Origin of the sequence: Pseudolabrys sp., from assembly GCF_035943735.1 — a bacterium.
GTDB lineage: Bacteria > Pseudomonadota > Alphaproteobacteria > Rhizobiales > Xanthobacteraceae > Pseudolabrys.
This window is the reverse complement of the sequence record NZ_DASZBV010000026.1, coordinates 88,871-115,030: the sequence shown is the minus strand read 5'-3', so window position 1 is coordinate 115,030 and position 26,160 is coordinate 88,871. Positions and strand designations below refer to the sequence as shown.

Genomic DNA, 26,160 nt, shown 5'->3' with positions numbered 1-26,160 from the left:
CCTGTCAGTCGAACTTGCCGGTGATGTAGTTGCGCAGGCGGACCAGCACGGCGACGCCCATCAAGACGAAGCCGAAGAACACGGCCGAGTGTGGAATGACCAGCGGAATGTCGGTGCCCGCGGTCACGCTGTGATTGTGGGAGTGCAGCAGGAGCACCCGCCACGACTGCAGCGACGTGAAAGCGATGCAGCCGAGAAACGTGACGGTGATGGCGGTGTTGATGGCGATCTTCATCTTCGGACCGAAGGAGTTGTAGACGAGGTCCATGCTCAGGTGCCCGCCACGATAGGTGATCGAGATCACGACGACGAACACGGCCCAGATCATGATGAAGACCAGCGCCTCCTCGGCCCAGAAGATCGGCCTGCCGAAGAAATAACGGGCGACAATGTTCACGACATTGAGCAGCGCCGCCGCAAGGAACAGCGTGCCGGAAACGGCATAGGGGATCTTGAGGAAGATGAACTCTTCGATGCGCCGCCGTCGGGGCGGGGCTGGCTGCTCGGTCATGCCTGCAGGTCCTCGGAACTGGACTGTGAGGAGCGCTCAAACCATTTCGACGGCGCGACGGGTTTGAGAGACGGCGGCGCGCCACGGCTGGCCGTGGCGCGCCAGGAGCATGCGGACGATCAGTACTTCGCCGAGAGGGCCTTGATCTTGTCGTAGAAGGCCTTCAGCTGGGGATTGCCGCTTGTGACCTGCGCGCCGATCGGCTTCAGGCGCTTCTCAAGCTCGGCCTGCTCCGCGGGCGGCAGCGGAATGACCTCGCCGCCGCGCGACAGCCAGACCTTGCGCAGTTCGGCGACTTCGTCGATCGCCGTCTGCCGCGCCCAGGGCTGCAGGCCGCGGGCGGTGTCGATCACCGTCTTGCGCAGGTCGGGCGGCATCTTGTCGAGCCATGCCTTGCTCAGGCCGCCGAACGAGATCAGCAGGGTGTCGTGCGTCTCCAACAGCGTCTTGCCGACGTTCTGCAGGTTGAAGTTGGTGTAGATCGACATGCCGCTCATCGTGCCGTCGATCACGCCGCTTTGCAGCGAGGTGATCATTTCCGGCAGGCCCATCGGCACGGCGGTGGCGCCGAGTGCCGCCATGCGGGCGCGTTCGGCGTCGGTGGCGTTGACGCGCAGCTTGGCGCCCTTGAAGTCGGCGAGCGTGCGCAGCGGCCGCTTGGCGCCGAAATAAAGCGACTCCGCCGCGACCGCGAGGTTGACGCCGACGATGCCCTTCGACTCGAGCATGTCGAGCACGTATTTGTTGAACTCCGGATCGGCGAGCACCTTGTTGGCCTGCGCGGTGTCGCGGAACAGGAACGGGATGCTGAACTCGCCGAGGCGCGGATCGACGCCGGTGAAAAAGTCGGCCGGGTTCTCATAGCCTTCGACCGTTCCGAGCTGCAGGCCCTCGATCAGCGCCGCCGGGCTGCCGAGCTGGCCGCCCGGATAGACTTTCACTTCGACGCGGCCGTTCGTCGCCTTCGGCAGAACCTCGGCGAGCTTGTGGCCGAACTTCTCCTGCATGTCGCCGCGGGTCACCGTCGCCCATTTCAGGGTGTATTCGGCAGCGTGCAACGGTGTCGCAATGGCTGCCGCCGCCATCGCGAGCGCGACATTGATCATGGCAACTCGAGCGCGGAGCTTCATTGTGTCCTCCCCGGGACTGTGGCGCCGATTTTTATTGCACCGGTTATTGCCCGTGGCTTGACGCCAAGGTTTGCAACACCAGAGTAGCCGAGCAAGAATGGCTGTCAATTGTTGTGCGGCATTGCGTGCGGGCGCTGTGACATGCACGCCGTGAAATCATGCGTGGGAGAGGAATCGCCATGAAAGTTGGGCTCGTCGGACTCGGGCGTATGGGCAGCGCGATCTCCGTTCGCCTGCGTGAATTCGGCTTTGACGTGATCGCATGGGATCAAAATTCGAGCGCGAACAACGCGCTAGCGAACGACGGGCTTAAAATCGCGGCAAATCCTGCCGCCGTCGCGCAACAATCCGATTTCATCATATCAATTATCACCGAGGATCACGGCGTCCGCCGCATTTTCACCGGATCGGAAGGCTTTCTCACGACGGACGTCAGCGGCAAGCTGTTCATCGAGATGAGCACGTTGCAGCCGATGACCGGACGCGAACTCGCGCCGGTTGTGGCGGCGCGCGGCGCCCACCTCATCGACTCGCCGGTGCTCGGCACCATTCCGCAGGTTCGCGAAGGCAAGCTCGTCGCGCTGATCGGCGGCTTGCCCGAGTCGCTTGCGCGCGCACGTCCGCTGCTGGAGAAGCTCACCCGCCGCATCGAACACATGGGTCCGAACGGCAGCGGTTATGCGATGAAGCTCGCGGTCAATCTCGGTCTCGGCGCCTACATCGAGGCGCTGTCGGAATCGCTCGCGCTCGGCATGCGGCAGGGCCTGTCGCTCGATCAAATGCTCGAGGTGCTGCAGGAGGCGCCGTATGCGAGCGGCTGGATGAAGAGCAAGATCGGCGTGCTCAAGGGCGAGAAGCCGGCGATGACGCTCGACATCCGTACCTTGCGCAAGGACATCATGTCGGCGGTGGCGACCGGCGCGCTGAGCGGCGTGCCGATGCCGCTGGCGGCGGGCACGTTGACCACGCTGTCGGCGGCGGTCGCCAACGGCCACGGCAGCGGCGACCTCGGCGAACTGGCGAAGTTCCTGCGCGAGTCGATGGTGCAGGATTTCGGCTGACGCGATGTCGCTGTCAGGCGGCGACGGTCTCGAGGAAGCCTTCGACCTCGTGGCGTAGATCGGCGGCGGCCTGCGCCACCGATTCCGACGCGGCCAGCACCATGCGCGACCACTGGCCGGTCTGCGCGGTCGCTTCGGCGACCTCGGTCAGAACGGCGACGACGTGTTCGGCGCCCTGCGCCGCGCCGGCGGCATTGGCGGAGATTTCGCCCGCCGCCGCGTTCTGCTGCTGTACCGACTCGGCAATGGCCAGCGTGCTGGCGTCGATGTCGCCCATGCGATCGCGTATTTTGCCGATCGAACGCACGGCTGTGCCGGTGAACGACTGAACGCCGGAAATCTTGGCGGCGATGTCTTCGGTTGCCTTGGCGGTTTGCACCGCCAGCGATTTGACCTCGGCGGCGACGACGGCGAAGCCGCGCCCCGCCTCTCCGGCGCGCGCCGCCTCGATGGTGGCGTTGAGCGCGAGCAGGTTGGTCTGGCTGGCGATGGCGCGGATCAGCTTGACGATGTCGCCGATCTGCTGCGCCGCGTTGGCCAGGAGTTCGATATCATGGTGCGCCGACTGCGCCTCGCTCACGGTGAAGCGGACGACTTCGGCGCTTTCGCCGACGCGCGTCGTAATCGATGCGATGGCGGCATTGAGGTCGCCCGCGGCGACGGAGGCGCTGGCGACGTTGTGCGCGGCCTCGTTCGAGGTCTGCACCGCGCTTTCGGCGCGCTGCGACGTCTGCGCCGATGCGTCGGACAGATTGTTCGCTGTCTGATTCATCTGATCGGCGCTCTCGATGACGGTCTGCAGGAAGCGTTCGGAGCGGGCGCGGAAATTCTCGATCGCCTTCTCGAGCCGCGCGCGCCGCTGCTCGTTGTCCTTCAGCGCCACCCGCTCATCTTCGGCCTCGCGCCGCTGCGTAATGTCTTCGTGCACGCCGATCCAGCCGCCGTCCTTCATCGGATGGTTCGTCACCAGCAGGATGCGCCCGCTGCCCTGCTTGACCTCGTGCGTGATGGTGCGCCCTTCGTGCACCGAGGCCAGGAACTGCTTGCGGTATTCTTCCGGGTCGCGGGAGAAGGTGCCCTTGGCGACCCGTTTCAGCAGTACCTCGGAGAGCGTGGCGCCCGTCTGCACGTCGTCCGAGGTCAGGTTGTATATCTCGTAATAATGCGAATTGCAGATCACCAGCCGCTCGTTGGCGTCGAACATGCACAAGCCTTGCGGCATGCTGTCGACCGCGGTGCGGTATTGCGTGAGCGCGCGGGTCTGCTGTGCGGTGAGCAGGATGCCGAGCGCGACGGTCGCGCACAGGGCGAGGACCGTCGCGATGGCGATGTCGAGAACGATGCCGGAGTGCGCGGTCAGGAAGTCGATGACGCCGCCGTGCCCGAGCAGGCTCAAGGCGATCAGGGTGGCCACGAATGTGAGCAGGCCCGTGACGAGCGTCAGCAATGACGCGCGTCTGAAGCTTAGGGAATAGAACATCTCAGCGACCCGGCGTGGATAGCACGTCGGACCCTAAGGGCGCCGGGTTCTTTTACAGTTAAAACCCGGTTAACGAAGTATGAAGGTATCGCGTCAGGCGATCGTACCGCCGCCGTCGATATAGACGATCGAGCCCGTGGCGAAGCCGTTCTGCATGAAGGCCAGGATCTGCAGCGCGATGTCGTCGGCGAGCCCGACGCGACCGACCGGCAGACCGGCCGCGATCTTGTCGAGCATGGCCTTGCGCGCATCCTCCGGCATGGCCGCGCGAATCGGCGTGTCGATGATCCCCGGCGATACGGCGTTCACGCGCACAGGCGCGAGGTCGATGGCGAGGCTGCGCGCCAGCGCTTCCAACGCGCCGTTGGCGGCGCCGACGATAGCCGAGTTCGGCCGCGGCCGAATGCTGAGGAAGCCGCTGACGATGGTGAGCGAGCCGCCCGGCCTGAATTCGGCAAAGCGCGCGACGCGCCAGGAGCCCCAGAACTTGCCTTCCATGGTGGCCTTGGCTTCGGCGATCGGCTGCGTCTTGAACGGTCCGGCCTTCAGTTGCGCCGCCGTGACCGCGACGTGGTCGACCGCGCCGGTCTGGCGGAACAGGTTCTCGACCGCCTCGTCGCCGGTGACGTCGGCGGGGATGGCCCTGACGCCGAGCGCCTTCGCTGCCGCGTCGAGCCGAGCGCCGGCGCGCGAGGCAATCACCACCTCGGCGCCCTGCGCCTTCGCCATCGCCGCGGTGGCATAACCGATGCCAGACGAGCCGCCGACGATGACAACCTTCTTGCCTTGCAGTGACATGATGTCTCCTTTACGAACGGCGGGGCGCCGCCGTCACAGCCACAGAATCTTCTTGCGATAATCGAGATCGGTCAGCAACGGCTCGGCGGTGCCGGTGTGGAAGACCGCGCCCCGCTCGAGCACGAAGACGCGGTCGGCGAGCGCCAGCACCAGATCGAGATTGTGCTCGACGATGACGATCGAGCAATGCCGGCGCAGCCGGTCGAACACCGTGAACAGTTCCTGCACCACAGCCGGCGCCAGGCCCTCGAACGGCTCGTCGAGCAGCAGGAGGCGCACATTGCCGGAGAGAGCGCGCGCGACCGCGGCCATCTGCTGCTCACCGCCGGAGAGATAGTCGGCGTGCACGTCCATGCGCTTTTTCAGCCGCGGGAAATGCTCGAACACCATCTCCTCGCTCCAGACGACGCCATTGCTGCCGTCGGTGGCACGGGCGAGCCGCCCGAGCGCGAGGTTGTCGGCGACGCTCATGCCGGCGAACAGGCCGCGGCCCTGCGGCACGTAGCCGATGCCCATGCGCGCGATGTCCGGCGCGCGCATGCCGGCGATGTGCCTGCCCTGGAAGTCGATCGTGCCGGCGGCCGGCGGCACGAGCCCGGCGAGGCTCTTCAAAAGCGTCGATTTGCCGGCGCCGTTGCGGCCGAGCAGCGCCACGATCTCGCCCTCGCGCACGTCGAGCGACACGTCGTTGAGGATGTGGCTCTTGCCGTAGAAGGTGTTGACCTTCTCGACCTTGAGCAATTGCGTCTCGCGCGCGACGTCGGCCACGCGCCCGGTGACCGGCGGCGTGCCGGTGCCCGTGTAGACCCGCTGCACGCGCGCGTCGCTGCGCACGTCCTCGGGCGTGCCGGCCATCAGCACCTCGCCTTGGTTCATGACCGTGACGCGATGCGAGAAGCCAAGCACGCGGTCGATGTCGTGCTCGACGATCAGCACCGGGATGCCGGCGGCGATGCTCTTGACCAGATTGGCGACGCGGTCGCGCTCTGCTGCGGCGAGACCGGCGAGCGGCTCGTCCAGCAGCAGGATCTGCGGCTTGGAGCCGAGCGCGATGCCGAGATCGACGAGCCGCTGGCCGCCATAGGAGAGATCGCCGCCTTCGATCGTCTCGATGCCTTCGAGACCGAGGAAGCGCATCAGCTCGGCGGTCTGGTCGTGCACGTCGCGATAGCTGTCGATGTCGCGCCAGATGTTGAAGCGGCCGGGGTGCCGCGCCTGCAGCGACAGGCGCAGGTTCTCGTAGATCGACAAGGTCCGGAACAGGTTGGTGATCTGGAAGGAGCGAGCGATGCCTTGCTGGCAGATATTGTCGGGACGCAATGCAGTGAGCTCGACGCCGTTTAGCCGGACGCTGCCGCTGTCGATCGGGAAAAGCCCGGACACCAGGTTGAACAAGGTCGTCTTGCCGGCGCCGTTCGGTCCGATCAAGGCGTGGATTTGACCGCTGGCAATGCCCAGGCTCGCATTGCTCACCGCGCGGATGCCGCCGAAGCTCTTCGACACCGCCTCGACCTCGAGGGTCGCGCCACCGTTGACCGGGTCGGGGCGCAGGAAGCCCGGCAGTGGCAGACCCTCGTGGATCTTGCGCTTGCTCATTGCCGCTGCTTCCGGCAGCGGCGGCCGCCAGCGGCGTTTCAGGATTGTCCAGATGCCGATCAGGCCGCCGGGCGAGTAGAGCACGAAGGCGACGAACAGCAGTCCGAACCACAGCAGCCAGTTGCCGCTCCAGATCGAGAACAGCTCGCGGAACAGGATGAAGAACACCGCGCCGAGCGCCGGCCCGAGCAGATGGTGCATGCCGCCGATGACCACCATCGCCAGCAACTCGCCGGAGAATTGCACCGACACGCCTTCTGCCGACGCCAGGTAGGTCTGGAAGGCGAGCAGCGCGCCGGCGAATCCGGTCATCACCGCGGAGATGACGAAGACGACCAGTTTGTAGCGCTGGACCGGATAGCCCTGGAAGGTTGCGCGCAACTGGTTCTCGCGGATGGCCACCAGCACGTGGCCGAACGGCGAGCGCGTCAGCCGCAGCATGAGATAGAGCGAGGCAAGCCCGACGAGCGCGATCAGGATGTAGAACGTGGTGCGATCGTCGAGCGAAATCGGTCCGACGGCGCCGCGCACCAGGCCGCCGAGGCCGTCCTCGCCGCCGGTCACGTCGCTCCAGCGAAAGGCGATGGTGTAGGTCAGCGCCGCCAATGCGAGCGTGAGCAGCGAGAAATAAACGCCGCGCCGCCGCAGGATCAGGACGCCGACGACGGTGGCCAGCGCCGCGACGATCAGCATCGAGCCGATGAGCGGCAGCCAGATCTCGCCGGGAAACACGTTCCGCTGCAGCAGCGCGGCGGCATAGGCGCCGATGCCGAACCAGGCGCTATGGCCGAAGGAGACCAGCCCGGTATAGCCGACGCACAGATTGAGTCCGGTCGTGGCGATGGCGAGAATGACGGCGACCGTCGCGCTATCGATGGAGAGCCCAAGCGCGCGAACCAGGAAGGGCAGCGCGACGAGCGCGACCGCGGCGATGAACAATGGCCGGTGCGTCGAAACCGTCTTCATTCGAATTTCTCGATACGCTCGCCGAGCAGGCCGCGCGGACGGAACATCAGCACCAGGAACATCAGGATATAGATCGAGGCCTCGCCATAAGCCGGCACGTAGTTGATGGTGATGCCGCGCACGACCCCGACGAGGATGGCGGCGAGCACGACACCCCAGAAGCTGCCAAGTCCGCCGATGACGACGACGACGAAGGCGACGATCAGGATGTCGGAGCCCATGGCCGGCTGCACGATGGTGATCGGGGCGAAGAAGGCGCCACCCATCGCCGCCATGGCGACGCCGAGCACGACGATGGTCGTCATGTAAGGCTGCAGCCGGATGCCGAGCGCCGCCACCATGTCGGGCCGCTGGATGCCGGCGCGCACGACGCGGCCGAACGGCGTCTTCTGCAACAACAGCCAGATGCCGACGAGAACGAGCGCGACGACGCCGAGCAGGACGAGGCGGTAGCGCGAGAACAGGAAGTCACCGACGATCACCGCGCCTTTCAGGCTCTGTGGCATCACGGCCGATAGCGGTGCGGCGCCCCAGATGATGCGGATCGCCTGCTCGGCGACCATCGCGAGGCCGAAGGTGACGAGCAGCGAGAGAATCGGATCGGCGGTGTAGAAGCGGCGCAGGATGAAGCGCTCGAACAGGATGCCGAGCAGGCCGACCGCGACCGGCGAGATCGCGACCGCCGGATAGAAGCCGACGTAATCGGTCAGGGTAACGGCGGCATAGGCGCCGAGTGCGTAGAAGGCGCCGTGCGCGAGGTTGACGACGCCGCCGACGCTGAAGATGAGCGACAAGCCTAGCGCGATCAGCAGGTAGTAGCCACCGAGCACGAGGCCGTTGACCACCTGTTCGAGCAGGAACATGAACGACATACTCTTCGCCTGAGGCGAGAAGCGCCGCGTGGTCGGCGCGGCGCTTCTTAGGGAGAGCAGGCGCCGCTGGACGCCTGCGGTGCGATCAGGCCTTGAACGTGCAGGCGTTTTGCTCGCGCGTCGGAGCGATCGATTCCAGCGACTGGTTGGCCGCGGGCACCGCCGGTCCGAGTGTCATCACGTCCCACTTGTCCTTGGGCTCGCCCTTCTTCTTCGCGGTGAAGGGATAGGCTTCCTGCATCAACTGGTGATCCCAGTTGCGGAAGTAGCCCTTGCGGCCCTTCAGGATGTCGAACTGCGCCTGCTTTTCGAGATGCGCGATCAGCTTGGCGTTGTCGGTGCCTTTGATCTCGCTCATGGCCTGCGCCATGACCTTCATCGACACGTATTCGATCCAGGCGTGGTTCTCCGGCGGCTTGCCGTATTTCTTGATGAAGTTGGTCACGAAGGTCTTGGACGCCGGCACGTCGAGCGTGTGGTACCAGACCGTCGGCCAGGTGCCGGCGAGGTTGCCTTCGCCGGCAGCCCAGGCGTCGGCGGTGTTCAGGTTGAAGCCCACGAGCGGGTAGCTGAAGCCGAACTCGGCGTACTGCTTGACCAGGTTGGTGACCTGGTTGCCGGCGAGATTGCAGCAGACGATGTCGGGCTGCGCCTGCCGGACCTTCAGCAGATAGGGGCTGAAGTCGGTGACGTCGGTGGCGATCAGCTCGTTGCCGATCAGGTTGCCCTCGTTGGCGCTGAAGAAGCGCTTGGCGGCCGCCAGGAGGTCGTGGCCGAAGATGTAGTCGGCCGTGAGGGTGAAGAACTTCTTGCCCTTGACCATGTTGTCGCGCATCAGGGCCTGGCCGACCGCATTGACCATCACCGTGTTGGGGATGTCCACGTGGAACGTGTATTTGTTGCAGTTCTTGCCGCGCAGTGCGTCGGAGCGGGCGCCGATCTGCAGGAAGAAGCGCTTGTTGCGCTCGGCGACCTGCATGATGGTGAGCGCCGAGGCGGAGTTGATCTCGCCCATCAGGATGTCGACTTTGTCCTGGTCGTACATGCGCTGGGCCTTGGTGGCCGCGGTCGCCGGATTGACCGAGTCCTCCGAGATCAGGTCGAGCTTGCGGCCGTTCACGCCGCCCGCGGCATTGATCTCCTCGACCGCCATCTTGATGCCGAGCTGGGCGTAGGCGCCGAGCGCGCCGAGGAAGCCGGTCAGCGGTGTCAGATGACCGATCTTGATGTTGTTTGACTGGGCGCGGACGATGGCCGGAAAGCCGAAGGCGATTGTGCCGGCAAATGCGGCGCCGCCCTTGAGTACGGCACGACGGTTCTTGCGGATCACGATAATTCCCTCCCGTTGGTCGTTGCGGCGTTGGCCGCCGGCTGTTCTTGGGCTTCGCTTTGGGGACGAAGGCTCCCGCGCCGGTCGACCAAGTCTCTCACGATACAGAATCGAATTTCAAGCACTGAGATTGTTTGGACACAAATGGCGGCACGCGGGGCTCTCTCGCCATCCGATACAGCCATCGGTCCCGCTTTCTCTCATATGGATGTACGACACCTATTATTGTGGTAGATGGGACACGCCGGCGCGCGCCGGGCGGACAACGCGAAGACGACGAGGACCGACATGCCGAAGATGAAAGGCGCCGAGCTGATCACCGAGTACCTGATCGCCAGCGATATCCCCTACGTGTTCGGAATCTGCGGTCACGGCAATGTCGGCATGCTCGATCCGCTGTACGAGGCGCGCGACAAGATCACGCTGATCTCGCCGCGGCACGAGCAGGTCGCCGCGCACATGGCGGACGCTTATTTCCGCGTGAAGCACAAGCCGGTGGCAACCCTGACGTCGTGCGGGCCCGGCTCCTGCAACATCATCATGCCGCTCGCCTGCGCGCTGACCGATTCCTCGGCGATGCTCGCGATCACCGCCAACGTGCCGACCTCGCAGTTCAATCGCAGCCCGTTCCAGGAGGTCAACCGGCATTATCAGGCAGACTTCGTGAACATCGTGCGGCCGGTGGTGAAGCGCAGCTTCCAGCCGACGCGCGTCGACATGCTGCCTTTGGCGCTGCGGCAGGCGACGACGACGATGCTGTCGGGCCGCCCCGGCCCGGTGAACATCGACGTGCCGTTCAACGTCTTCCAGGAAGAAGACGACGTCGAGATGCCGCTGCCCGCACCGCCGCTTAACGCGCAGCGCTCGGGCGCCTCGCCGGAAGAGATCGCGCAGGCGTTCGATATGATCGCCAGGGCCGAGCGCCCGGTGATCTTCATCGGCCACGGCGTCACGCTGTCGGAAGCGAGCCGAGAGCTGACCGAATTCGCGAGGAAGCACGCCATTCCGGTGATCTCGTCGCCGAACGGCATGGGCTGCTTCGACATGACCGATAAGCTGTCGCTCGGCTTCATCGGCCGCAACGGCGCTTACCCGGCCAATGAAGCGGGCCGCCGTGCCGACGTCGTCATCGCCGTCGGCGCGCGCTTCGATGACCGCTCCGCGTCGTCGTGGATGCCGGGCTATTCGTGGAATTTCCCGACCAGCAAGCTGATCCACGTCGATCTCGACCCGGCCGAGCTCGGCCGCAACTATCCGCCCGACCTCGGCATTCTCGCCGACGCGCGCACCTTCCTGCGTCAGCTGCTCGCCGAGAGCGAGCGCCGCGGCGGCAAGGGGCCGAACACCAAGGCGTGGCTCGCCGCCATCGCTGGCTGGCAGAAGCAATGGGCCGACTTCACGCGGCCGAATTTCGACGTGCACGCTTCGCCGATCCGGCCGGAGCGCGTCGTCGCCGATTGCCAGGCGGTGCTGCCGGACGACGCCATCCTCGCCTGCGACGTCGGCGTCAATCACAACTGGTACATGCAGTTCTGGAACGCACGCAGGCCGCAGACGATGCTCAATTCGTGGGGCTTTTCCGGCATGGGCTTCGGCGCCGCCGGCGCGCTCGGCGCCAAGCTCGCCGCGCCGGACAGACCGGTCGTCGCCATCGCCGGCGACGGCTGTTTCACCATGGTGCCGCACGTGCTGTGCACCGCGGTCGAGTACAACATCCCGGTCGTCTGGGTGATCTGGAATAACTTCGGCTGGGTCTCGATCCGCGACATCCAGCTCGGCATGTTCGGCGGCCGCGAGCACGGCACCATGTTCCACCAAGGCGAGAACAAGAAACCGTATAATCCGGATTTCGCTGCGCTGGCGAAATCCTGCGGCGTCGACGCGATCACCGTGACGAAGTCGCAAGACCTCAAGGCCGCCCTTGAGCACGCGGTCAAGGCGAACAAGCCTTACGTGCTCGACGTCCACGTCGACGCCGACGTGCGGCCGCCCTCAACCGGCGCCTGGGAATTGCCGCCGACGCCGTACAAGGAGCCGGTGTTCGGCCAGCGCTTCCTGCCAGACATGACGCCGGCGAAGTGAGGCGGTCATGGCGAAGGACGAACGCAAGCCTTCGGTGAAGAACGTCGCCGAGACGCCGTGGCGGCAATATCCCGACCATTTCGGCGGCGCGCTGTCGAAGCCGCTCGCGGCTCCGGATTCGCTGAAGACCAAGCACCTCGACTACCGCATCTCGATGTACCAGCCGATGGCATACGTGAAGCGGCACAGTCACAAGGTGCAGGAGCAAGTCTATCACGTGCTCGAAGGCGAGGGGCTGATGGAGATCGGCGATGAGACGCGCCTCGTCCGCCGCCACGACGTCATCTATCTTCCGCCCGGCGTCGAGCACTCGATCAACAACACCGGCGTTCAGGATCTGATCTTCATCGTGGTGACCTCGCCGGTCACCGACGAAGAGCCGCGCTAGCGCGCGAGCGCTTCGCGCGCCGCATTGCGGCCCGCACGCCGGCCCGAGACGAACGCCCAGGCGAGATGATGGCCGTGGCCCTTGAGCAGCAGGCCGCCCTGACCGGTCGAGCCGGCGGCGTAGAGGCCGGCGATCGGTCGCTCGTCGCCGCCGAGCACGCGGTGAGTATCGTCGACCGCGAGCCCGCCTTCCGCATGCACGAACACCGCGCGCACCGGCCCGAGCGCAACGTAAGGACCGTCGCCGAAGCGTGGCCGGTTGCCGGCGTTCGCATGGTGCGCGGCCACTGCGCTTGCGAGAGAGCCCAGCGGCATGTCCAGCGCCTGCGCCAGCGCATCGAGCGTTGGCGCCTGCGCGAAGACGTCGCGGCGATTGCGCCGGTAGTCGGCGAGATAGGCGTAGGCGACGCCCGGCGCGGTGGAGATGAAATTCGGCCAGGCTTCGAAGCTTTGCGCGACGCGCGCGTCGAGCAGGATATAGGCGATCTTGTCCGGCTGCTCGGCCACCGCGAAGGCCGGCTGATCGCGCTCGTCGACAAATCGCGCGCCGTCCTTGTTGACCAGCAGCGCGCCCGCATCGAACAGCGCGGGCGAGGGCGCCAGCGCGGTGGTGACGAAGCTCATGATGAAGGGTCGCAATACCGACGACGGCATGTGCTCGAGCGACCACGCCATCAAGCTCGCCAGCGCCGGCCATGGCGGAAGCCGCAACAGCAGGTTCGATTGCTGCGGCGGGATGAAACGCAACTCCGGCCCGAGCGCGAGATCGCCGTTGAGCACGCGCGCGCCGAGCGCCACCGCCAGCTTCTGGCCGTCGCCCGTGGCGGTGATGTTGACGCCGTCGACTTTTGCCTCGCGCCGGCCCATGTACCGAGCCTTCAACTCCGGATCGCTGGTGAAGTCGCCGGCGGCGAGTACGACGTTCTTTGCCGCAAGCGTCTTGCCGCCGCAGACCACGCCGTTGACGCCGCCGTTCTCCTGCATGAGCGCGGTGACGCGCGCGCCGGTCCTGATCTCGACCCCGGCCCGCCGCGCCGCGCGCGTCAGATGCGTGATGAAGGCGCGCGAATTCGGCAGCACGTTGTGCATGCGCGGCCGGGTGTGCGGCGGTTCCGGCATCGGCCCATAGAAGCGTACGCCGTGCGCCAGCAGCCAGCGGAACGTGTCGGGCATCTCGTCGGCGAGCACGCGGCGAAGCCGCGCGTTGTCGCGCGCATCGAGATCGCCGTTGAAACCGGCCATGTCGCGCCAGTGGCTTTCCGGCGTATCGGCGATTCCCTTGCGCAGCTGATGCGGCGTGCCGGTCGCCGTCACCGAGCCGACCGACCATGCCGTGGAGCCGCCTGGCGCGGCATTCTTCTCCAACAGCAGCACGCGTGCCCCGGTCGCGCGCGCCTCGATCGCCGCCGCCAGCCCGGAGCCGCCGCCGCCCACGACGATGACATCGAATGCGCTCATGTCGAGACCTCCGCCGGAGCGCGGAAGCCGAGGCTGGCCAGCCGCGCGGCGCTGTCGAGGATGTCGGCGTCGCCCTTCGGCGAGATGATCTCCAGCACCGGCCGCCGGGGGTAGCCGACGTCGGCGAGCATCACTGGAATGGCTGCGAAGGGCACATCGCCTTGCCCGATCGGGTCATGACGGTAGTGCCGCCGGCCGGTATCGGAGAGATGCACGAGCCGGAGTCGCGAACCGCAGCGCTTGAGGCCGGCGTGGATGTCCTCATCAATGAAATGCGCGTTGGCGGCGTCGTAGACGATGCCAATGTCGTCGTTTCCGTAGCGGTCGAGCGCGGCAACGAGTTCATCGATGCCCGGCATGAAGGCGAACGGCATGTTCTCCAGCCACAGCGCGGTGCCGGCCGCATCGGCGACAGGGCACAGCACGTCGAGCGCGGCGAAGAAATGCGGGAGGAGCTCCTCGGCGGTCGCCGGAAACAGCGGATTGGCCTTGCCCGGGCCGATCACCACGCCCGGCGCGCCGAGCTCGCCGGCCAGCCGCACGACATCGCGGAGCATGACGAGCGAATAGCGGCGCATCTCGGCCGCCGCCGCCGCGACGTTGATGTCGATATTCGGCATATTGAGCGTCGTCAGCCGCACGCCGCCGGCGAACAGTGCGCGCAGGCGGGCGAGTTCCGGCTTCGGCATGTCCGCCCACAGGTGGCCGGGATGCACCATCAGCTCGAATTCACGGAACCCGTGTCCGGCCAGTCGCGCCACGCAGTCGGCGGCACGCTCGGCACGCATATAGGAGTAGGTATTGCAGCCAAAGAGTTTGGTGGTCATCGCGCCCTTGAGCCTCGCGCGCGAGGACTCTAGGACCACGCGGGCGGCAGTCAACGCCGATCCCACAATGTGAGGATATGTTTGCCTATCTGAAACGACGGATGCTAGCCTGCTGGACGATCGAGGGCCGGTCGTCCAAGAACAGCCGGAAAGCCGGCGTCGGTGGGAGAGCAGGTTGAGAGCGAAAGTGAAATCAATGCCTGACGCGGCGGCCAGCCGCCGCTCCGGCGGCGCTGCCGTGGCGCGTGTCATCGAGCGGGCGGCGGACGTCAATGAGCCGGAGGACAAAGCGCCCGGCGGCGTGCAGTCGATCGGCCGCGCCTTCGCCATCCTCGAGGAAGTCGCGCGCAACCGCCAAGGCATCGGCCTCGCCGATCTGAGCAAACGCGTCGGCCTGCATAACTCCACCACTTTCCATCTTGTGAAGACGATGGTGTCGCTCGGCTACATCCGCCAGCTCAAGGACAAGCGTTACCGCATCGGCCGGCCGCTGTTCGTCCTGGCGGCGAGCGCGCTCGACGAGATGGAAATGATCAGTATGGCCACCCCGGTACTGGAGCAGCTCTCGCTCACCACCGGCGAGAGCAGCCATTTTGCCGTGCGCATGAGCGACGATGTCGTGGTGATGGCGCGCACGCCGGGTCCGAGCAAATTCCAGCTCACCGATCGCGTCGGCGTGGTGCGTCCCGCCTATTGCACCGCGCTTGGCAAGGTCATCCTCGCTGCGTTGCGGCCGGAGCAGTTCGATCGCTATCTCGACCGCGTCGAGTTGAAGCCGCTGACCTCGAAGACGATCGTCGACCGCCAGCGCTTCGTGCAGGAGATCGAGGACGTGCGCGCCTCCGGCGTCGGCTTCGACGATGGCGAGTTCGACGAGGAGGTACGCTGCGCTGCCATGCCGGTGCGCGATTTCAGCGGTCAGGTGATCGGTGCGGTCGGCATTTCCGGTCCGGTGTGGCGGCTGTCGTTCCAGGCGCTGCAAAGCCGCGCCAAGGCGCTGGAAGCGGCCGCGCGGCAATTGTCCGAAGCGCTCGGCTTCGCCGCCGAGACGGAGCAGGTATGAGCTACATCGTCACCGCCCGCTGGCGCCCGCGCGCGGGAGAAACGGCGGCGATCGAGGCGATCCTGCGCGAACTCGCGGCGGCAATCCGCGACGAGCCGGGCAACGTCTCGTTCACGGTGCATCGCGCGCGCGACGACACGCGCGATATCTTCCTGCACGAGGTCTACAAGTCGGAAGAGGCCTTCAAGGCGCATCGCGAGATGCAGCACTTCAAGACCTTCGTGCTGCAACGCGCGGTGCCGCTGCTCGAGCAGCGCGAAATCCGCATGTGGTCGGTAGCCGACGATATCTGACGCTAGAGCACGGCGAATTCGGTGTTGCGGCGGTCGGTGACCAGCATGCAGCCGGGATAATGCGTAATCGAGAATTCCGGCCGCATCGTCGCGATCACCGATTGCGGCGTCACGCCGCAGGCCCAGAACACCGGGATTTCGTCGTCCCTGACCGGCACGGCGTCGCCATAGTCCGGCTTGCCGAGATCCTGGATGCCGATGAGCTCCGGCTTGCCGATGTGCACCGGCGCGCCGTGCACGGCGGGGAAGCGCGTCGTGATCTGAATGGCGCGGATCGCATCGGCGGGTTTCATCGGCCGCATCGACACGACCATCGGACCGTGGAACGGTCCGGCCGCGGCCGTCGCGATATTGGTGCGAAACATCGGTACGGTGCAGTCGAGCGTGATGTGCCGGATCTCCAGCCCATCCGCCATCAGCGCCTCCTCGAATGAAAATGAGCAGCCGAGGACGAAGCTGACCAGATCGTCGCGCCAGACCTCATTGAGGTCCGTCGGCTCGCCGACCAGCGCGCCGTCGCGCCAGACGCGGTAGCGGCAAATGTCGGTGCGGATGTCGAGATCGGCGCCGAGCTCGGGCACGCGCCAGTCGCCGGGCGCCGACATGCCGATCAACGGGCACGGCTTGGGATTGAGCTGACAGAAACGCAGGAAGTCGCCGGCAAGCGCCTTCGGCAGGATGGCGAGATTGCCCTGCACGTAGCCGCGCGCCAGCCCCGAGGTCGGGCCATCATAGGCGCCGGAGCGGATCGCCAGCCGCGCCGCCAGACCGTTGGCCAAAGCGCTGTCGTCGCGGGAAGCGGCTGCGGTCATGTCCTCGGATCCTCTGTCACTGCTTGTGCATCGAAGCATGGCGAAGCGGCACGCTGCAACATGCGATGATGTGAGGCAGCTTTCCGCGATCGGAAACAGGCTTGAAACTTGGCGGTAAATCAAGTTTGCTTGGCGACAGAACGAGCCCGGCCAACAGGGTCTCTCAGGGAGGACGTCCATGACCATCCGTACTCGAATTGCGTGCGTCGTTGCGGCGCTGGCCGCATCTGCGGCCGTACTGCCGGCGCAGGCTCAGCAGCCGGCCGCGCCCGCCGCGGCCGTGAAGCTCGGCCTCGTCACGTTTCTGACCGGCCCGGCCGCGACGCCATTCGGCATACCGAGCCGCAACGCCGCCGAAGTCGTCATCGAAGCGCTCAATACCGGCAAGGCGCCGGCTCCCTTCAACAAGGTCGGCCTCGGCGGCTTGAAGATCGACCCCAAATACGTCGACGAGGCCGGCACCGTCGCCAACGTCGTCACCGAGTTCCGCAACCTCGTGCAGCGCGATCAGGTCGATGCCGTCGTCGGTTATGTGTCCTCGGGCAGTTGCCTTGCGGTGGCGCCGGTCGCCGAGGAATTGAAGGAGCTCACCGTCTTCTACGACTGCGGCACGCCGCGCATCTTCGAGGAGAAGGCGCGTCATTACGTGTTCCGCGTCAGCCCGCACGCGACCATGGATAATGTCGCGGCTGCCCGCTACGTGCTCGGCAAGATCAAGAACCTGCACCTCTATTCCGGCATCAACCAGAACTACGCCTGGGGTCAGGACTCCTGGCGCGACTTCCAGGGTGCCTTGAAGGTGCTGGCGCCGAAGGCGGCCGCCGATAAGGTCTTATTCCCGAAGCTGTTCGCCGGTGAATATGGCGCCGAGATTTCGACCCTGCTGACGTCGAAGTCGCAGGTGGTGCACACCAGCTTCTTCGACGGCGATCTCGAGGGCTTCATCTTCCAGGAGCAGGCGCGCGGGCTCGACAAGCGCATGCCGATTGTCATGACCGCCGGCGAGACGGTGGTGTGGCGGCTGAAGGACAAGCTGCCGGACGGCACCATCATCGGCGGCCGTGGCCCGAACGGCGTGCTCGCCCGCAACACCGACATCCGCAACTGGTTCGAGAAGATCTACCGCGACCGCTACAACACGCCGCCGACCTATCCGGCCTACCAGATGGTGCAGTCGCTGCTCGGCCTGAAACTCGCCTTCGAGAAGGCGCAGACCAACGGCAACAAGCCGGGCACCGAGGACATCATCAAGTCGTTCACCGGCCTCGAGTTCGACGGCCCGGCCGGGCACGTGAAGCTGGCGCTCGGCGACGGCCATCAGGGCATCAGCGAGACCGCCTACGGCACCTATCACTACAACAAGAAGACGAAGGAGCCGGAGATCACCGACATCGTGCGCTATCCGGCCGAATGCGTGAATCCGCCGGCGGGCATCGAGGCCGAGAAGTGGGTCGCCGAGGGCATGAAGGGCGCGAAATGCAATTGAGCGCGGGCATGGGAGCGTGAACGTCGCGGCAAGGCCTCTCGCTCCCCTCCCCACGCGAGCTCTCGCGAGCGGCGGGGAGGGGTCGGGGATGGGAGGCTCTGCGCTGCAACACTCTCTCCGCGTCGATTTGGCAGCTCGCCCCCACCCCGGTTCGCATCGCATGCGCAATGCGAACCGACCCTCCCCGCGCTCCGCGGGGGAGGGTAAGACCATCCGCGACAGCTTCGGTGCGCTGACGTGCTGACCGCCTTCGCCATCATCACCGACGGCCTCGTCTACGCGGCCTATCTGTTCATCGTCGCCATCGGCCTGACGCTGATCTTCGGCGTGATGAAGATCCTCAACGTCGCGCACGGGTCGTTCTACGCGTTCGGCGCCTATGGCGCGGCGACGGCCGTCGGCATCTATGTCGATGCCGGCTGGCCGGCGGCGGCCGGGTTTCTGCTCATGATCGTGTTCGCGATGGCGATCGGCGTGATCATCGGCCTCATCCTCGAACGCGGCGTGTTGCGGCTCGTCTACGGCCGCGACGAAGTCGTGGTGGTCCTCGTCACCTACGCCGTGTTTCTCATTCTCGAGGATGTGACGCGGCTGATCTGGGGCGCGCAGTCTTACCCGGCCTATCAACCGATGGTTTCCGCCGGCAGCATCGAGATCGGCGACCTCGTGCTGTCCAACTACGACATCCTCCTCGTCGTCATCGCCGCGCTGGTCGCCGCGGTGGCGTGGTGGGCGCTGCGGTTCACGCGCTACGGCCGCGTGCTCACGACGGTCATCTTCGACCGCGAGACCGCAGCGGCCTTCGGCATCAACGTCACGCTCGTCTACACCGTCACCTTCATCATCGGCGCGGCGCTGGGCGCGCTCGGCGGCGCGGTGATGGCGCCGAAAATCTCGGTGACACTCGGCATCGGCGTCGAGGTCATCGTGCTCGCCTTCGCCGTCGTCGCCATCGGCGGCATGGGCTCGATCGAGGGCGCGCTGATCGGCGCGCTGATCGTCGGACTGTGCCGCGCCGCCGCCGTGCATCTGGCGCCGCAGATCGAATTGTTCGTCATCTACGGCGTCATGGCGCTGGTGCTGGTGGTGCGGCCCTACGGCCTCTTCGTGCGCGCGCAGCCGAGAAAGATCTGACATGGCCACGCGCGCGTATCTCGTCGGCGCTCTCATGTTCCTGATCGCGGCGGCGGCCGGGCCGGTCCTGCCCGACTGGGTGGTGTCGCTCGCGACCATCGCTTTCGCCAACGCGCTGGTCGTGCTCGGACTGGTCGTGATGTGGCGCGCCGGCCTCGTCTCCTTCGGGCAGGCGCTCTACTACTGCGTCGGCGCCTACACCGTCGCTCTGTTCGCGCGCTGGACCGGCTTCACCGACGCCATCGCGCTGGTTCTGCTCGGCGGCATCGCCGCTGGCATCGTCGCGGTCCTCGTCGGCTTTCTGCTCGCGCGCTATCGCGAGATATTCTTCGCCATGCTGTCGCTGGCGTTGTCGATGATCCTCTACGGCGTGCTGGTGAAGACGGAATCGCTCGGCTCGACCGACGGCTTCACCGTGGCGACGCCGACCATCCTCGGCTTCGCGCCGCGCGGCGACGCGCTCGGACGCGCGCTCTACTGGCTGACACTCGGCGTTGGCGCCGTCTGCGCGGTCCTGATCGGCGCCTATTTCCGCTCGGTCGCCGGTGCGCTGGCGGCGCCGATCCGCGACAACGAGATCCGCATCGAATTCCTCGGTGTCTCCGCGAGCCGCATCGTGCACGTGAAGATCTTCGTCGCCGGCGTGCTCGGTGGTCTTGGCGGCGGCTTGGCCGCACTCGCCATCGGCCACGTCGACCCGAACATGGCCTACTGGACCACCTCGGGCGGCTTCGTCTTCGTCACCGTCCTCGCCGGCGCCGGCTCGATCGCCGCCGCCTTCATCGGCTCGCTCTGCTTCGAGGCCGTGCGCTCCTTCGCCGTCGATGCGATGCCGAGCCTGTGGCAGCTGACGCTCGGTTCGGCGCTGCTGCTGACGATCCTGTTCCTGCCGGACGGGCTCGGCTCGCTCCTGACGCGCCGGCGCAAAAGCGGCGAGGCGTCGTCATGAGCGCGATCCTCGCCGTCGAGAATCTGGAGAAGACGTTCGGCTCGCTGGTGGCGGCGCGCGACATCAACGTCAGCATCCCGGCCGAACAGACCGTCGGCGTCATCGGTGCCAACGGTGCCGGTAAGACGACCTTCATCAACATGATCACCGGCCACCTGACGCCGACCAAGGGCACGATCCGCTTCGAGGACCGGGACATCACCGGCAAACCGTCGCGCGAGATCACGCGGCTCGGCATCTCGCGCTCGTTCCAGGTGGCGCAGGTGTTCCCGACATTGACCGTGTTCGAGAACATGTGCATCGCCGCGGCCATCGCGCGCTGCCGCGGGCCGTTCGGCGTGCTCACGACGCCGCTGCGCTCGCCGGCGGCGATCGCCGAGGCGGAGGCGACGCTCGAATTGTTCCAGATCGGGCTCTACCGGCACACGCCGGCCAACACGCTGCCGCAGGGCATCCGCAAGCTCCTCGACATCGGCATGGCGGTGGTCGGCTGGCCGCGGCTGTTGCTGCTCGACGAGCCGACCAGCGGCATCTCGATCGAGGAGAAGTTCGGCCTGATGAGCGTCGTCATGACGGCGCTGAAGAGCCGCAAGATCACCGTGCTGTTCGTCGAGCATGACATGGAGATCGTCGAGAAGTTCGCCGACCGCGTGCTCGCCTTCTACGACGGCACCGTGATCGCCGACGGCGCGCCCGACAAGACGCTCGCCGATCCGCGCGTGCAGGAGCTGATCACCGGCGTCAAGCTGCGGCCGAAAGGGGCGACGCATGCTTAGGGTCGCCGATCTCAACGTCTCGATCGGGCCGATCCCGATCCTGCGCGGCGCCTCGCTTGCCGTGGATGAAGGCGAGATGTGCGGCCTCATCGGCCGCAACGGCGCCGGCAAGACGACGCTGCTGCGTGCGCTGATGGGCGCTCTGCCTGCGCAAGGCAAGGTCGAGCTCGGCCATGTCGACCTGCTGGCCTTGCCGGCGCATCGCCGCGTGCAGCACGGCATCGGCTACATGCCGGAGGACCGCCGGCTGGTGCCGGAATTCACCGTCGAAGAGAATATCCGCCTGCCGACCTGGTCGACGCGCGCCGACGGCGTCGAGGAGCGGCTGGAATGGATCTTCGGCATCATGCCGGAGGTGGCGCGCTTCGCGGCGCGCCGCGCGCTCGAATTGTCGGGCGGGCAACAGAAGATGGTGGCGCTGGCGCGCGCGCTGATGGCCGGCACGCGCATCCTGCTGCTCGACGAGCCGTTCGAAGGCCTGGCGCCGGCTCTGGCGCGGCGGCTGGGCGAAGTGCTGGCAAACCTCAAGAGCGAGGGCGTGTCGGTGCTGATCGCCGAATCGAACGAGGTGCACGTGCTCGATCTGCTGGCGCGCGCCTATCGCATCGAACGCGGCGTCGTCGCCGCGGCGTAGACGCGCGCAGCCCCGTCCTACAGCACCAGCCCGGTCGCCGGGTCGATCAGGTGCATGTGATCCATGTTGGCGTGCAGGCGCATGCTGGTGCCGGCCTCGCCGGCGGCGGTCGGCTCGACGCGGCCGCACACCTCGGTGCCGTTGATGGTGAAGAACACCATCGTCTCCATGCCCATCGGCTCGACGACGTCGAGCACGGCCGCGAAATCCGTGTCGCCGTTGCCATTGCCGGCGCCGTTGCCGGGCCGCGGCTCGGTGATGTGCTCGGGACGCAGCCCGAAGGTCATCTCCTTGCCCACGGCGCTGCGATACGGCGCGGCGCGCGCGGCCGGCACCGGCAGTGCGATCGTGTCGGAGACCCGCACACGCAGGCCGTCGCCGTGCGCCTCGATCGTGCACGGAATGAAATTCATCGCCGGCGAGCCGATGAAGCCGGCGACGAAGCGCGTGCGCGGCTTGTGATAGAGCTCCTGCGGCGGGCCGATCTGCTCGATGATGCCGTTGTTCATGACGACGACCCGGTCGGCGAGCGTCATCGCCTCCACCTGGTCGTGCGTGACGTAGACCGTCGTCGTCTTGACCTTCTGGTGCACGCGCTTGATCTCGGTGCGCATTTGCACGCGCAGCTTGGCGTCGAGGTTGGACAATGGCTCGTCGAACAGGAACACCTTGGGATTGCGCACGATGGCGCGACCCATGGCGACGCGCTGACGCTGGCCGCCTGAAAGCGCCTTCGGTCGGCGCTCGAGCAGTTCCGATATGTCGAGAATGCGCGCGGCATGCTCGACGCGCTGCTTGATCTCGGCCTTGGAGAATTTCCGCAGCTTCAGCCCAAACGCCATGTTCTCGAACGAGGTCATGTGCGGGTAGAGCGCGTAGTTCTGGAACACCATGGCGATGTCGCGATCCTTGGGCGGCAGGTCGTTGACGATCTCGCCGCCGATGGAGATGTCGCCGGAGGTGATCTCCTCCAGCCCTGCGATCATACGCAAGGTCGTGCTCTTGCCGCACCCGGACGGGCCGACCAGCACGACGAACTCGTTGTTCGGAATATCGAGATCGATCGAACGGACGGCTTCGACGTCACCATATTTCTTGACGACTTGACGCAGTGCGACTTCGGCCATTGTTCTCAGCCCTTGGTGGCGCCGGCGGTGAGGCCCGCAATGTAATAGTCCATGAGGAAGGCGTAGATGATGAGCGGCGGCGCTGCAGCGACCAGCGCGCCGGCCATCAGCATGCCCCACTTGTAGACGTCGGCGCGGATCAGGCTCGTCACGGTGCCGACCGTCAGCACCTGCTGGTCCGAGGAATAAAGGAAGGCCATCGGATAGACGAAGGCGGCCCACGAAACCGTGAAAGCGAAGATGGTCGCGGCGATGATGCCTGGCAGGGCCACCGGGATGAAAATCTTGGTGAGCATCTGCATGTGGCCGGCGCCGTCGATCAGCGCCGCTTCGTCGAGCTCCTTCGGGATCGACTGGAAGTAGCCGATCATGATCCAGGTACAGAACGGCACCGTCAGTGTCGGATAGACCAGCACCATGCCCCAGTAGGAATTGAGCAGGCCGACGGCTTTGACGATCTGGAACAGCGGAATGAACAGCAGCGTGTCCGGCACGAGATAAGTGAGGAAAATGCCGGTGGCGAGGAGGCCGGAGCCCCAGAACCTCATGCGGCCGAGCGAGAAGGCGGCGAGTACGCTGACCACCATCGTGATGCAGACGACGCACACCGTCACGATCGCGGTGTTCTTGAAAAAGATCAGGAAGTCGGTGTTCGTGAAAAGAATCTTGAACTGGTCGAGCGTTACTCCGTCGGCGATGATCCACGGATTGGTCGCCATGCGTGCGACCTCGGCATCGCTCTTGAACGCCGTCACCACCATGTAATAGGGCGGGATCAGGAAGAAGATCGCGAACAGCACCAGGAAGACGTAGGACGCGATCAAGGCCCAGCGGCGGCTGCGGCGCAGACTTGAACGGCGGCTCTGCGAGCGGTTCGATGGAACGGAGACGGCCGCAGTGCTCATCCGATTTCCCTTCCACGTTTACGCACGCCGCGCAGGATGAAGATTGCGGCGATCGCCAGGATAGGCAGCATGAACAGCGATGTGGCGGCGCCGAGCGGCAGGTCGCCGGAGCGGATGCCGAGCATGAAGGCGTAGGTGGCAAAGACGTGGGTCATGTTGCGCGGACCGCCGGCCGTCATGATCTGCACGATATCGAAGTTGGCGAAGGTCACGATCAGCGAGAAGAGGATGGTGATCGCCATGATGTTGCGCATCATCGGCAGCGTGATGTGCACGAATTTCTGCCAGGCGCTGGCGCCGTCGATCGCCGCGGCTTCATAAAGCTGCTCGGGTACGGACTTCAACGCCGCGAGATACATGATCAGGAAGAACGGCGCGCCGTACCAGACGTTGACCAGGATCACCGAGAAGCGGGCCCAGTACGGGTCGGACAGCCACGGGATCTCGCTGAATCCGAGTTCCTGGAGGACATAGTTGAAAGCCGAATGCGTCGGGTCGAACAGCCACCACCAGCCGAGCGACGACAGCGCCAGCGGAATGACCCAGGGCACCAGCAGCATGCCGCGCCACTTGCGCTGGCCCTTGACCGGCAGGTTGTTGATCAGATGTGCGGTGACGAGCCCGATCAGCGCTTTGAAGAGCACCGCCGAGATGGCGAAGATCGCCGATTGCTGCACGACCATCCAGAAGACGTCGCGCGTCATGAGGAAGCGGTAATTGCCGAGGCCGATGAATCGCGTCTGCGACTTGTTCAGCATCGACAGCCAGATCGAGTAGAAGGCCGGGTAGATGACCAGGCAGGAGATGATCACCAGCAGCGGCAGGCACATCAGGAAGGCGATGGTCGAGCGCTGCCGCATGAATTTGCCAAGACCGCGACGCGCCGCCAGCGGCGGGGTCTGAACGCCTGCTGTCCAGCGCTGCACTGTATCGGCCATGCGGCGATCTCCGGCTGTCGTCGGACGTAAGATCAGATTGGCAATTTAAAGTGGCGCATGCCGGCCCTTGCGGCCGGCATGCAGCTTCATCGTGCCGCGCATGCGGCGTCAGGCCCGCAACGTGCCTTCCAGCTCGTTCGCGGCCCACTTGATGACGTTGTCGAGCTTCTCGTTGCCCTGTGTGAACTTCGCCACCATCACCGTGTTGATCGCCTGATTGTACATCTGGGCGCCAACCTCGGCCCGCGCCGGCTGACCGAACACCGAGGTTTCCTCGTCGTCGCGCGGCGGATAGCTGTAGGCCGTGCCGAGCGGCGGTTCGACCTTGGCCCAGGTGGGCAGATCGTACAGGCTCTTGTACGACGGCAGGTCGTAGCCGTAGGAGGCCTCGACGAGTTGCGCCACCGACGAGCGCTGCGAGATGTGCAGCAGCAGGTCCTTGGCCGCCGACTTGTTCTTGGAGAACTGCCAGAGCCCGTAGAACTGCGGCAGCTGGCCGACGAAGCGGCCCTTCGGACCCTTCGGCATGCCGTGATGCCAGATGTTCTTGGCGACGTCCGGGTTGTCGCGCTTGGCGACCGCCCAAGAGCTCGGCGGGTTCATGATGCCGGAGCCCTTGCCGGAGATGATCCAGCGGTTGTTGCCGGCGTCATCCCACGCGTAGACCTCCGGCGGGTTCACCGCCATGAGCTTCTTCATGTATTCGAGCGCCTTGCGCGTCTCGTCGGAGTCGATCTTGATCTTGTCGTCGTGGTCGATGAACACGACGCCCATGGACTTGAAGAAGGCGCCGACCCAGTCGACCGCGTCCGACGCCTGGCCCATCGGCAGGCCGACCGGATAGCCGGCCTTGTGCAGCTTCTGCGCGGTCTCGAGGTACAGATCCCAGGTCCAGAGATCGGTCTTCTTCTTGTCGTACTTCGAGATGTCGTTCGGGAACATGTCGCGCAGGTCGATGCCGCAGTACTTCTGATAGAGATCGAAGCGCGACTGGCAGGGCTTCACCTGGCTGCCGACGGTCGTCGGGATGCCGCGCCAGGTGCCCTTGATCTTGGCGAGATACTCGGCGACCGGGCTGACCGGCCCGAGCGACTTGGTCAACTGACCCATGACATCGTCGAGCGGCTCCAGCAGCCGCTCGTGGATGCGGATGTTCCAGTCGCGGTGCGACATGATGTCATGACCGGTTCCGGCCTGCGCTTCCGCGGCGGCGGTCAGCTTGTCCTTCTCGCCCTGCGACGTGATGTAATCGATATGAACTTCGACTTTGTTCTTGTCGCCCCATTCCTTGGTGATCTTGTCGAGAGCCTTGTTCGCGCCGGGCACCCAATGGTCCCAGCAGCCCATCGTGATCGTTCCAGCCGCGTTGACGCCGCTGACATACGGCGCGGAAATGGCGGCGGCGGAACCGAGAGCTGCGCTTTTGAGGATGGAACGGCGCGAGATACGGGTCGATGGCATTGTTATTCCTCCCAGAATATTGCCATTGTCGTCCTGGCCTTGAGGGAAGGATACTCTCGCCATTTGGAAAGGCTAGAGATTTGT

Annotated in this window: 24 protein-coding genes; 10 read left to right on the top strand and 14 right to left on the bottom strand. The window is 65.6% G+C overall.

The window, feature by feature from the left end; all coding sequences use genetic code 11:
* Window positions 1-4: 4 nt before the first annotated feature.
* Window positions 5-511: a TRAP transporter small permease gene (locus VGV41_RS19995; protein WP_326865837.1), complete on the bottom strand. Its 507-nt coding sequence runs from the start codon at window positions 509-511 to the stop codon at window positions 5-7.
* Between the two features lie 119 nt (window positions 512-630).
* Window positions 631-1,641 carry a TRAP transporter substrate-binding protein gene (locus VGV41_RS19990; protein ID WP_326865836.1) on the bottom strand — a complete coding sequence of 337 codons (1,011 nt, stop codon included), beginning with the start codon at window positions 1,639-1,641 and terminating at the stop codon, window positions 631-633.
* 179 nt (window positions 1,642-1,820) lie between these two features.
* Between VGV41_RS19990 and VGV41_RS19985 the strand changes: the two genes are divergently transcribed.
* Window positions 1,821-2,702 carry an NAD(P)-dependent oxidoreductase gene (locus tag VGV41_RS19985; RefSeq protein ID WP_326865835.1) on the top strand — a complete coding sequence of 294 codons (882 nt, stop codon included), beginning with the start codon at window positions 1,821-1,823 and terminating at the stop codon, window positions 2,700-2,702.
* A 13-nt stretch (window positions 2,703-2,715) separates the two neighbouring features.
* Here the strand turns inward: VGV41_RS19985 and VGV41_RS19980 are convergent, their stop codons facing one another.
* From VGV41_RS19980 to VGV41_RS19960, 5 genes are all read right to left on the bottom strand, one after another.
* Window positions 2,716-4,149: a PAS-domain containing protein gene (locus VGV41_RS19980; RefSeq protein ID WP_326865834.1), complete on the bottom strand. Its 1,434-nt coding sequence runs from the start codon at window positions 4,147-4,149 to the stop codon at window positions 2,716-2,718.
* Window positions 4,150-4,275: 126 nt separating this feature from the next.
* Window positions 4,276-4,980 (bottom strand): SDR family oxidoreductase, encoded by a 705-nt coding sequence (locus tag VGV41_RS19975; protein WP_326865832.1) that lies wholly within the window; start codon window positions 4,978-4,980, stop codon window positions 4,276-4,278.
* A 33-nt stretch (window positions 4,981-5,013) separates the two neighbouring features.
* Complete coding sequence (locus VGV41_RS19970; protein WP_326865830.1) at window positions 5,014-7,542, bottom strand: branched-chain amino acid ABC transporter ATP-binding protein/permease; 2,529 nt, start codon at window positions 7,540-7,542, stop codon at window positions 5,014-5,016.
* Window positions 7,539-8,414 (bottom strand): branched-chain amino acid ABC transporter permease, encoded by an 876-nt coding sequence (locus tag VGV41_RS19965; RefSeq protein ID WP_326865829.1) that lies wholly within the window; start codon window positions 8,412-8,414, stop codon window positions 7,539-7,541. The genes VGV41_RS19970 and VGV41_RS19965 overlap by 4 nt, the downstream gene beginning before the upstream one ends.
* A gap of 85 nt (window positions 8,415-8,499) precedes the next feature.
* Window positions 8,500-9,744: an ABC transporter substrate-binding protein gene (locus VGV41_RS19960; RefSeq protein WP_326865827.1), complete on the bottom strand. Its 1,245-nt coding sequence runs from the start codon at window positions 9,742-9,744 to the stop codon at window positions 8,500-8,502.
* A gap of 288 nt (window positions 9,745-10,032) precedes the next feature.
* Here VGV41_RS19960 and VGV41_RS19955 point away from each other — a divergent pair, with 288 nt between their 5' ends.
* Window positions 10,033-11,826, top strand: a complete 1,794-nt coding sequence (locus VGV41_RS19955) for a thiamine pyrophosphate-binding protein (protein ID WP_326865825.1) — start codon at window positions 10,033-10,035, stop codon at window positions 11,824-11,826.
* A gap of 7 nt (window positions 11,827-11,833) precedes the next feature.
* Window positions 11,834-12,214: a cupin domain-containing protein gene (locus VGV41_RS19950; protein WP_326865823.1), complete on the top strand. Its 381-nt coding sequence runs from the start codon at window positions 11,834-11,836 to the stop codon at window positions 12,212-12,214.
* Here VGV41_RS19950 and VGV41_RS19945 read toward each other — a convergent pair.
* Window positions 12,211-13,671: an FAD-dependent oxidoreductase gene (locus VGV41_RS19945; protein ID WP_326865822.1), complete on the bottom strand. Its 1,461-nt coding sequence runs from the start codon at window positions 13,669-13,671 to the stop codon at window positions 12,211-12,213. The two genes, VGV41_RS19950 and VGV41_RS19945, sit on opposite strands and share 4 nt — an antisense overlap.
* Window positions 13,668-14,498: a sugar phosphate isomerase/epimerase family protein gene (locus tag VGV41_RS19940; RefSeq protein WP_326865821.1), complete on the bottom strand. Its 831-nt coding sequence runs from the start codon at window positions 14,496-14,498 to the stop codon at window positions 13,668-13,670. Before VGV41_RS19940 ends, VGV41_RS19945 begins: the two co-directional genes overlap by 4 nt.
* A 196-nt stretch (window positions 14,499-14,694) precedes the next feature.
* On the opposite strand from VGV41_RS19940, the gene VGV41_RS19935 reads away from it, so the two are divergent.
* Both VGV41_RS19935 and VGV41_RS19930 read left to right on the top strand, forming a co-directional pair.
* Window positions 14,695-15,561, top strand: coding sequence for an IclR family transcriptional regulator (locus VGV41_RS19935; RefSeq protein WP_326865820.1), 867 nt, complete (start codon window positions 14,695-14,697; stop codon window positions 15,559-15,561).
* Complete coding sequence (locus tag VGV41_RS19930; protein ID WP_326865818.1) at window positions 15,558-15,854, top strand: putative quinol monooxygenase; 297 nt, start codon at window positions 15,558-15,560, stop codon at window positions 15,852-15,854. Before VGV41_RS19935 ends, VGV41_RS19930 begins: the two co-directional genes overlap by 4 nt.
* A 2-nt stretch (window positions 15,855-15,856) precedes the next feature.
* On the opposite strand, the gene VGV41_RS19925 is transcribed toward VGV41_RS19930, so the two are convergent.
* On the bottom strand, window positions 15,857-16,666 hold the full coding sequence (locus tag VGV41_RS19925; protein ID WP_326865817.1) for a putative hydro-lyase: 810 nt from the start codon (window positions 16,664-16,666) through the stop codon (window positions 15,857-15,859).
* 178 nt (window positions 16,667-16,844) lie between these two features.
* Between VGV41_RS19925 and VGV41_RS19920 the strand changes: the two genes are divergently transcribed.
* The 5 genes from VGV41_RS19920 (at window position 16,845) to VGV41_RS19900 (ending at window position 21,645) form a co-directional block, all read left to right on the top strand.
* On the top strand, window positions 16,845-18,152 hold the full coding sequence (locus VGV41_RS19920; RefSeq protein ID WP_326865816.1) for an ABC transporter substrate-binding protein: 1,308 nt from the start codon (window positions 16,845-16,847) through the stop codon (window positions 18,150-18,152).
* Window positions 18,153-18,389: 237 nt separating this feature from the next.
* Window positions 18,390-19,286 (top strand): branched-chain amino acid ABC transporter permease, encoded by an 897-nt coding sequence (locus VGV41_RS19915; RefSeq protein ID WP_326865814.1) that lies wholly within the window; start codon window positions 18,390-18,392, stop codon window positions 19,284-19,286.
* A gap of 1 nt (window position 19,287) precedes the next feature.
* Window positions 19,288-20,235: a branched-chain amino acid ABC transporter permease gene (locus tag VGV41_RS19910; protein ID WP_326865813.1), complete on the top strand. Its 948-nt coding sequence runs from the start codon at window positions 19,288-19,290 to the stop codon at window positions 20,233-20,235.
* Complete coding sequence (locus VGV41_RS19905; protein WP_326865812.1) at window positions 20,232-21,011, top strand: ABC transporter ATP-binding protein; 780 nt, start codon at window positions 20,232-20,234, stop codon at window positions 21,009-21,011. The genes VGV41_RS19910 and VGV41_RS19905 overlap by 4 nt, the downstream gene beginning before the upstream one ends.
* Window positions 21,004-21,645 (top strand): ABC transporter ATP-binding protein, encoded by a 642-nt coding sequence (locus tag VGV41_RS19900; RefSeq protein ID WP_326865811.1) that lies wholly within the window; start codon window positions 21,004-21,006, stop codon window positions 21,643-21,645. Before VGV41_RS19905 ends, VGV41_RS19900 begins: the two co-directional genes overlap by 8 nt.
* Window positions 21,646-21,662: 17 nt before the next feature.
* Here VGV41_RS19900 and VGV41_RS19895 read toward each other — a convergent pair whose 3' ends face one another.
* The 4 genes from VGV41_RS19895 to VGV41_RS19880 form a co-directional block, all read right to left on the bottom strand.
* The gene (locus VGV41_RS19895; protein WP_326865810.1) at window positions 21,663-22,772 is read right to left on the bottom strand and encodes a sn-glycerol-3-phosphate ABC transporter ATP-binding protein UgpC; all 1,110 of its coding nucleotides are present in this window, start codon (window positions 22,770-22,772) and stop codon (window positions 21,663-21,665) included.
* A 5-nt stretch (window positions 22,773-22,777) separates the two neighbouring features.
* Window positions 22,778-23,677, bottom strand: coding sequence for a carbohydrate ABC transporter permease (locus tag VGV41_RS19890; RefSeq protein WP_326865809.1), 900 nt, complete (start codon window positions 23,675-23,677; stop codon window positions 22,778-22,780).
* Window positions 23,674-24,615: a sugar ABC transporter permease gene (locus VGV41_RS19885; RefSeq protein ID WP_326865808.1), complete on the bottom strand. Its 942-nt coding sequence runs from the start codon at window positions 24,613-24,615 to the stop codon at window positions 23,674-23,676. Before VGV41_RS19885 ends, VGV41_RS19890 begins: the two co-directional genes overlap by 4 nt.
* Before the next feature lie 108 nt (window positions 24,616-24,723).
* Entirely contained in the window at window positions 24,724-26,076 is a 1,353-nt protein-coding gene (locus VGV41_RS19880; protein ID WP_326865807.1) for an ABC transporter substrate-binding protein, read from the bottom strand.
* Window positions 26,077-26,160: the final 84 nt, after the last annotated feature.

Excerpts from the sequence above, each read along its gene's own strand:
- VGV41_RS19995 (WP_326865837.1), bottom strand. The coding sequence starts at position 511 with ATGACCGAGCAGCCAGCCCCGCCCCGACGGCGGCGCATCGAAGAGTTC.
- VGV41_RS19990 (WP_326865836.1), bottom strand. The coding sequence starts at position 1,641 with ATGAAGCTCCGCGCTCGAGTTGCCATGATCAATGTCGCGCTCGCGATG.
- VGV41_RS19985 (WP_326865835.1), top strand. The coding sequence starts at position 1,821 with ATGAAAGTTGGGCTCGTCGGACTCGGGCGTATGGGCAGCGCGATCTCC.
- VGV41_RS19975 (WP_326865832.1), bottom strand. The coding sequence starts at position 4,980 with ATGTCACTGCAAGGCAAGAAGGTTGTCATCGTCGGCGGCTCGTCTGGC.
- VGV41_RS19970 (WP_326865830.1), bottom strand. The coding sequence starts at position 7,542 with ATGAAGACGGTTTCGACGCACCGGCCATTGTTCATCGCCGCGGTCGCG.
- VGV41_RS19965 (WP_326865829.1), bottom strand. The coding sequence starts at position 8,414 with ATGTCGTTCATGTTCCTGCTCGAACAGGTGGTCAACGGCCTCGTGCTC.
- VGV41_RS19955 (WP_326865825.1), top strand. The coding sequence starts at position 10,033 with ATGCCGAAGATGAAAGGCGCCGAGCTGATCACCGAGTACCTGATCGCC.
- VGV41_RS19950 (WP_326865823.1), top strand. The coding sequence starts at position 11,834 with ATGGCGAAGGACGAACGCAAGCCTTCGGTGAAGAACGTCGCCGAGACG.
- VGV41_RS19945 (WP_326865822.1), bottom strand. The coding sequence starts at position 13,671 with ATGAGCGCATTCGATGTCATCGTCGTGGGCGGCGGCGGCTCCGGGCTG.
- VGV41_RS19940 (WP_326865821.1), bottom strand. The coding sequence starts at position 14,498 with ATGACCACCAAACTCTTTGGCTGCAATACCTACTCCTATATGCGTGCC.
- VGV41_RS19935 (WP_326865820.1), top strand. The coding sequence starts at position 14,695 with ATGCCTGACGCGGCGGCCAGCCGCCGCTCCGGCGGCGCTGCCGTGGCG.
- VGV41_RS19930 (WP_326865818.1), top strand. The coding sequence starts at position 15,558 with ATGAGCTACATCGTCACCGCCCGCTGGCGCCCGCGCGCGGGAGAAACG.
- VGV41_RS19925 (WP_326865817.1), bottom strand. The coding sequence starts at position 16,666 with ATGACCGCAGCCGCTTCCCGCGACGACAGCGCTTTGGCCAACGGTCTG.
- VGV41_RS19920 (WP_326865816.1), top strand. The coding sequence starts at position 16,845 with ATGACCATCCGTACTCGAATTGCGTGCGTCGTTGCGGCGCTGGCCGCA.
- VGV41_RS19910 (WP_326865813.1), top strand. The coding sequence starts at position 19,288 with ATGGCCACGCGCGCGTATCTCGTCGGCGCTCTCATGTTCCTGATCGCG.
- VGV41_RS19905 (WP_326865812.1), top strand. The coding sequence starts at position 20,232 with ATGAGCGCGATCCTCGCCGTCGAGAATCTGGAGAAGACGTTCGGCTCG.
- VGV41_RS19900 (WP_326865811.1), top strand. The coding sequence starts at position 21,004 with ATGCTTAGGGTCGCCGATCTCAACGTCTCGATCGGGCCGATCCCGATC.
- VGV41_RS19895 (WP_326865810.1), bottom strand. The coding sequence starts at position 22,772 with ATGGCCGAAGTCGCACTGCGTCAAGTCGTCAAGAAATATGGTGACGTC.
- VGV41_RS19890 (WP_326865809.1), bottom strand. The coding sequence starts at position 23,677 with ATGAGCACTGCGGCCGTCTCCGTTCCATCGAACCGCTCGCAGAGCCGC.
- VGV41_RS19885 (WP_326865808.1), bottom strand. The coding sequence starts at position 24,615 with ATGGCCGATACAGTGCAGCGCTGGACAGCAGGCGTTCAGACCCCGCCG.
- VGV41_RS19880 (WP_326865807.1), bottom strand. The coding sequence starts at position 26,076 with ATGCCATCGACCCGTATCTCGCGCCGTTCCATCCTCAAAAGCGCAGCT.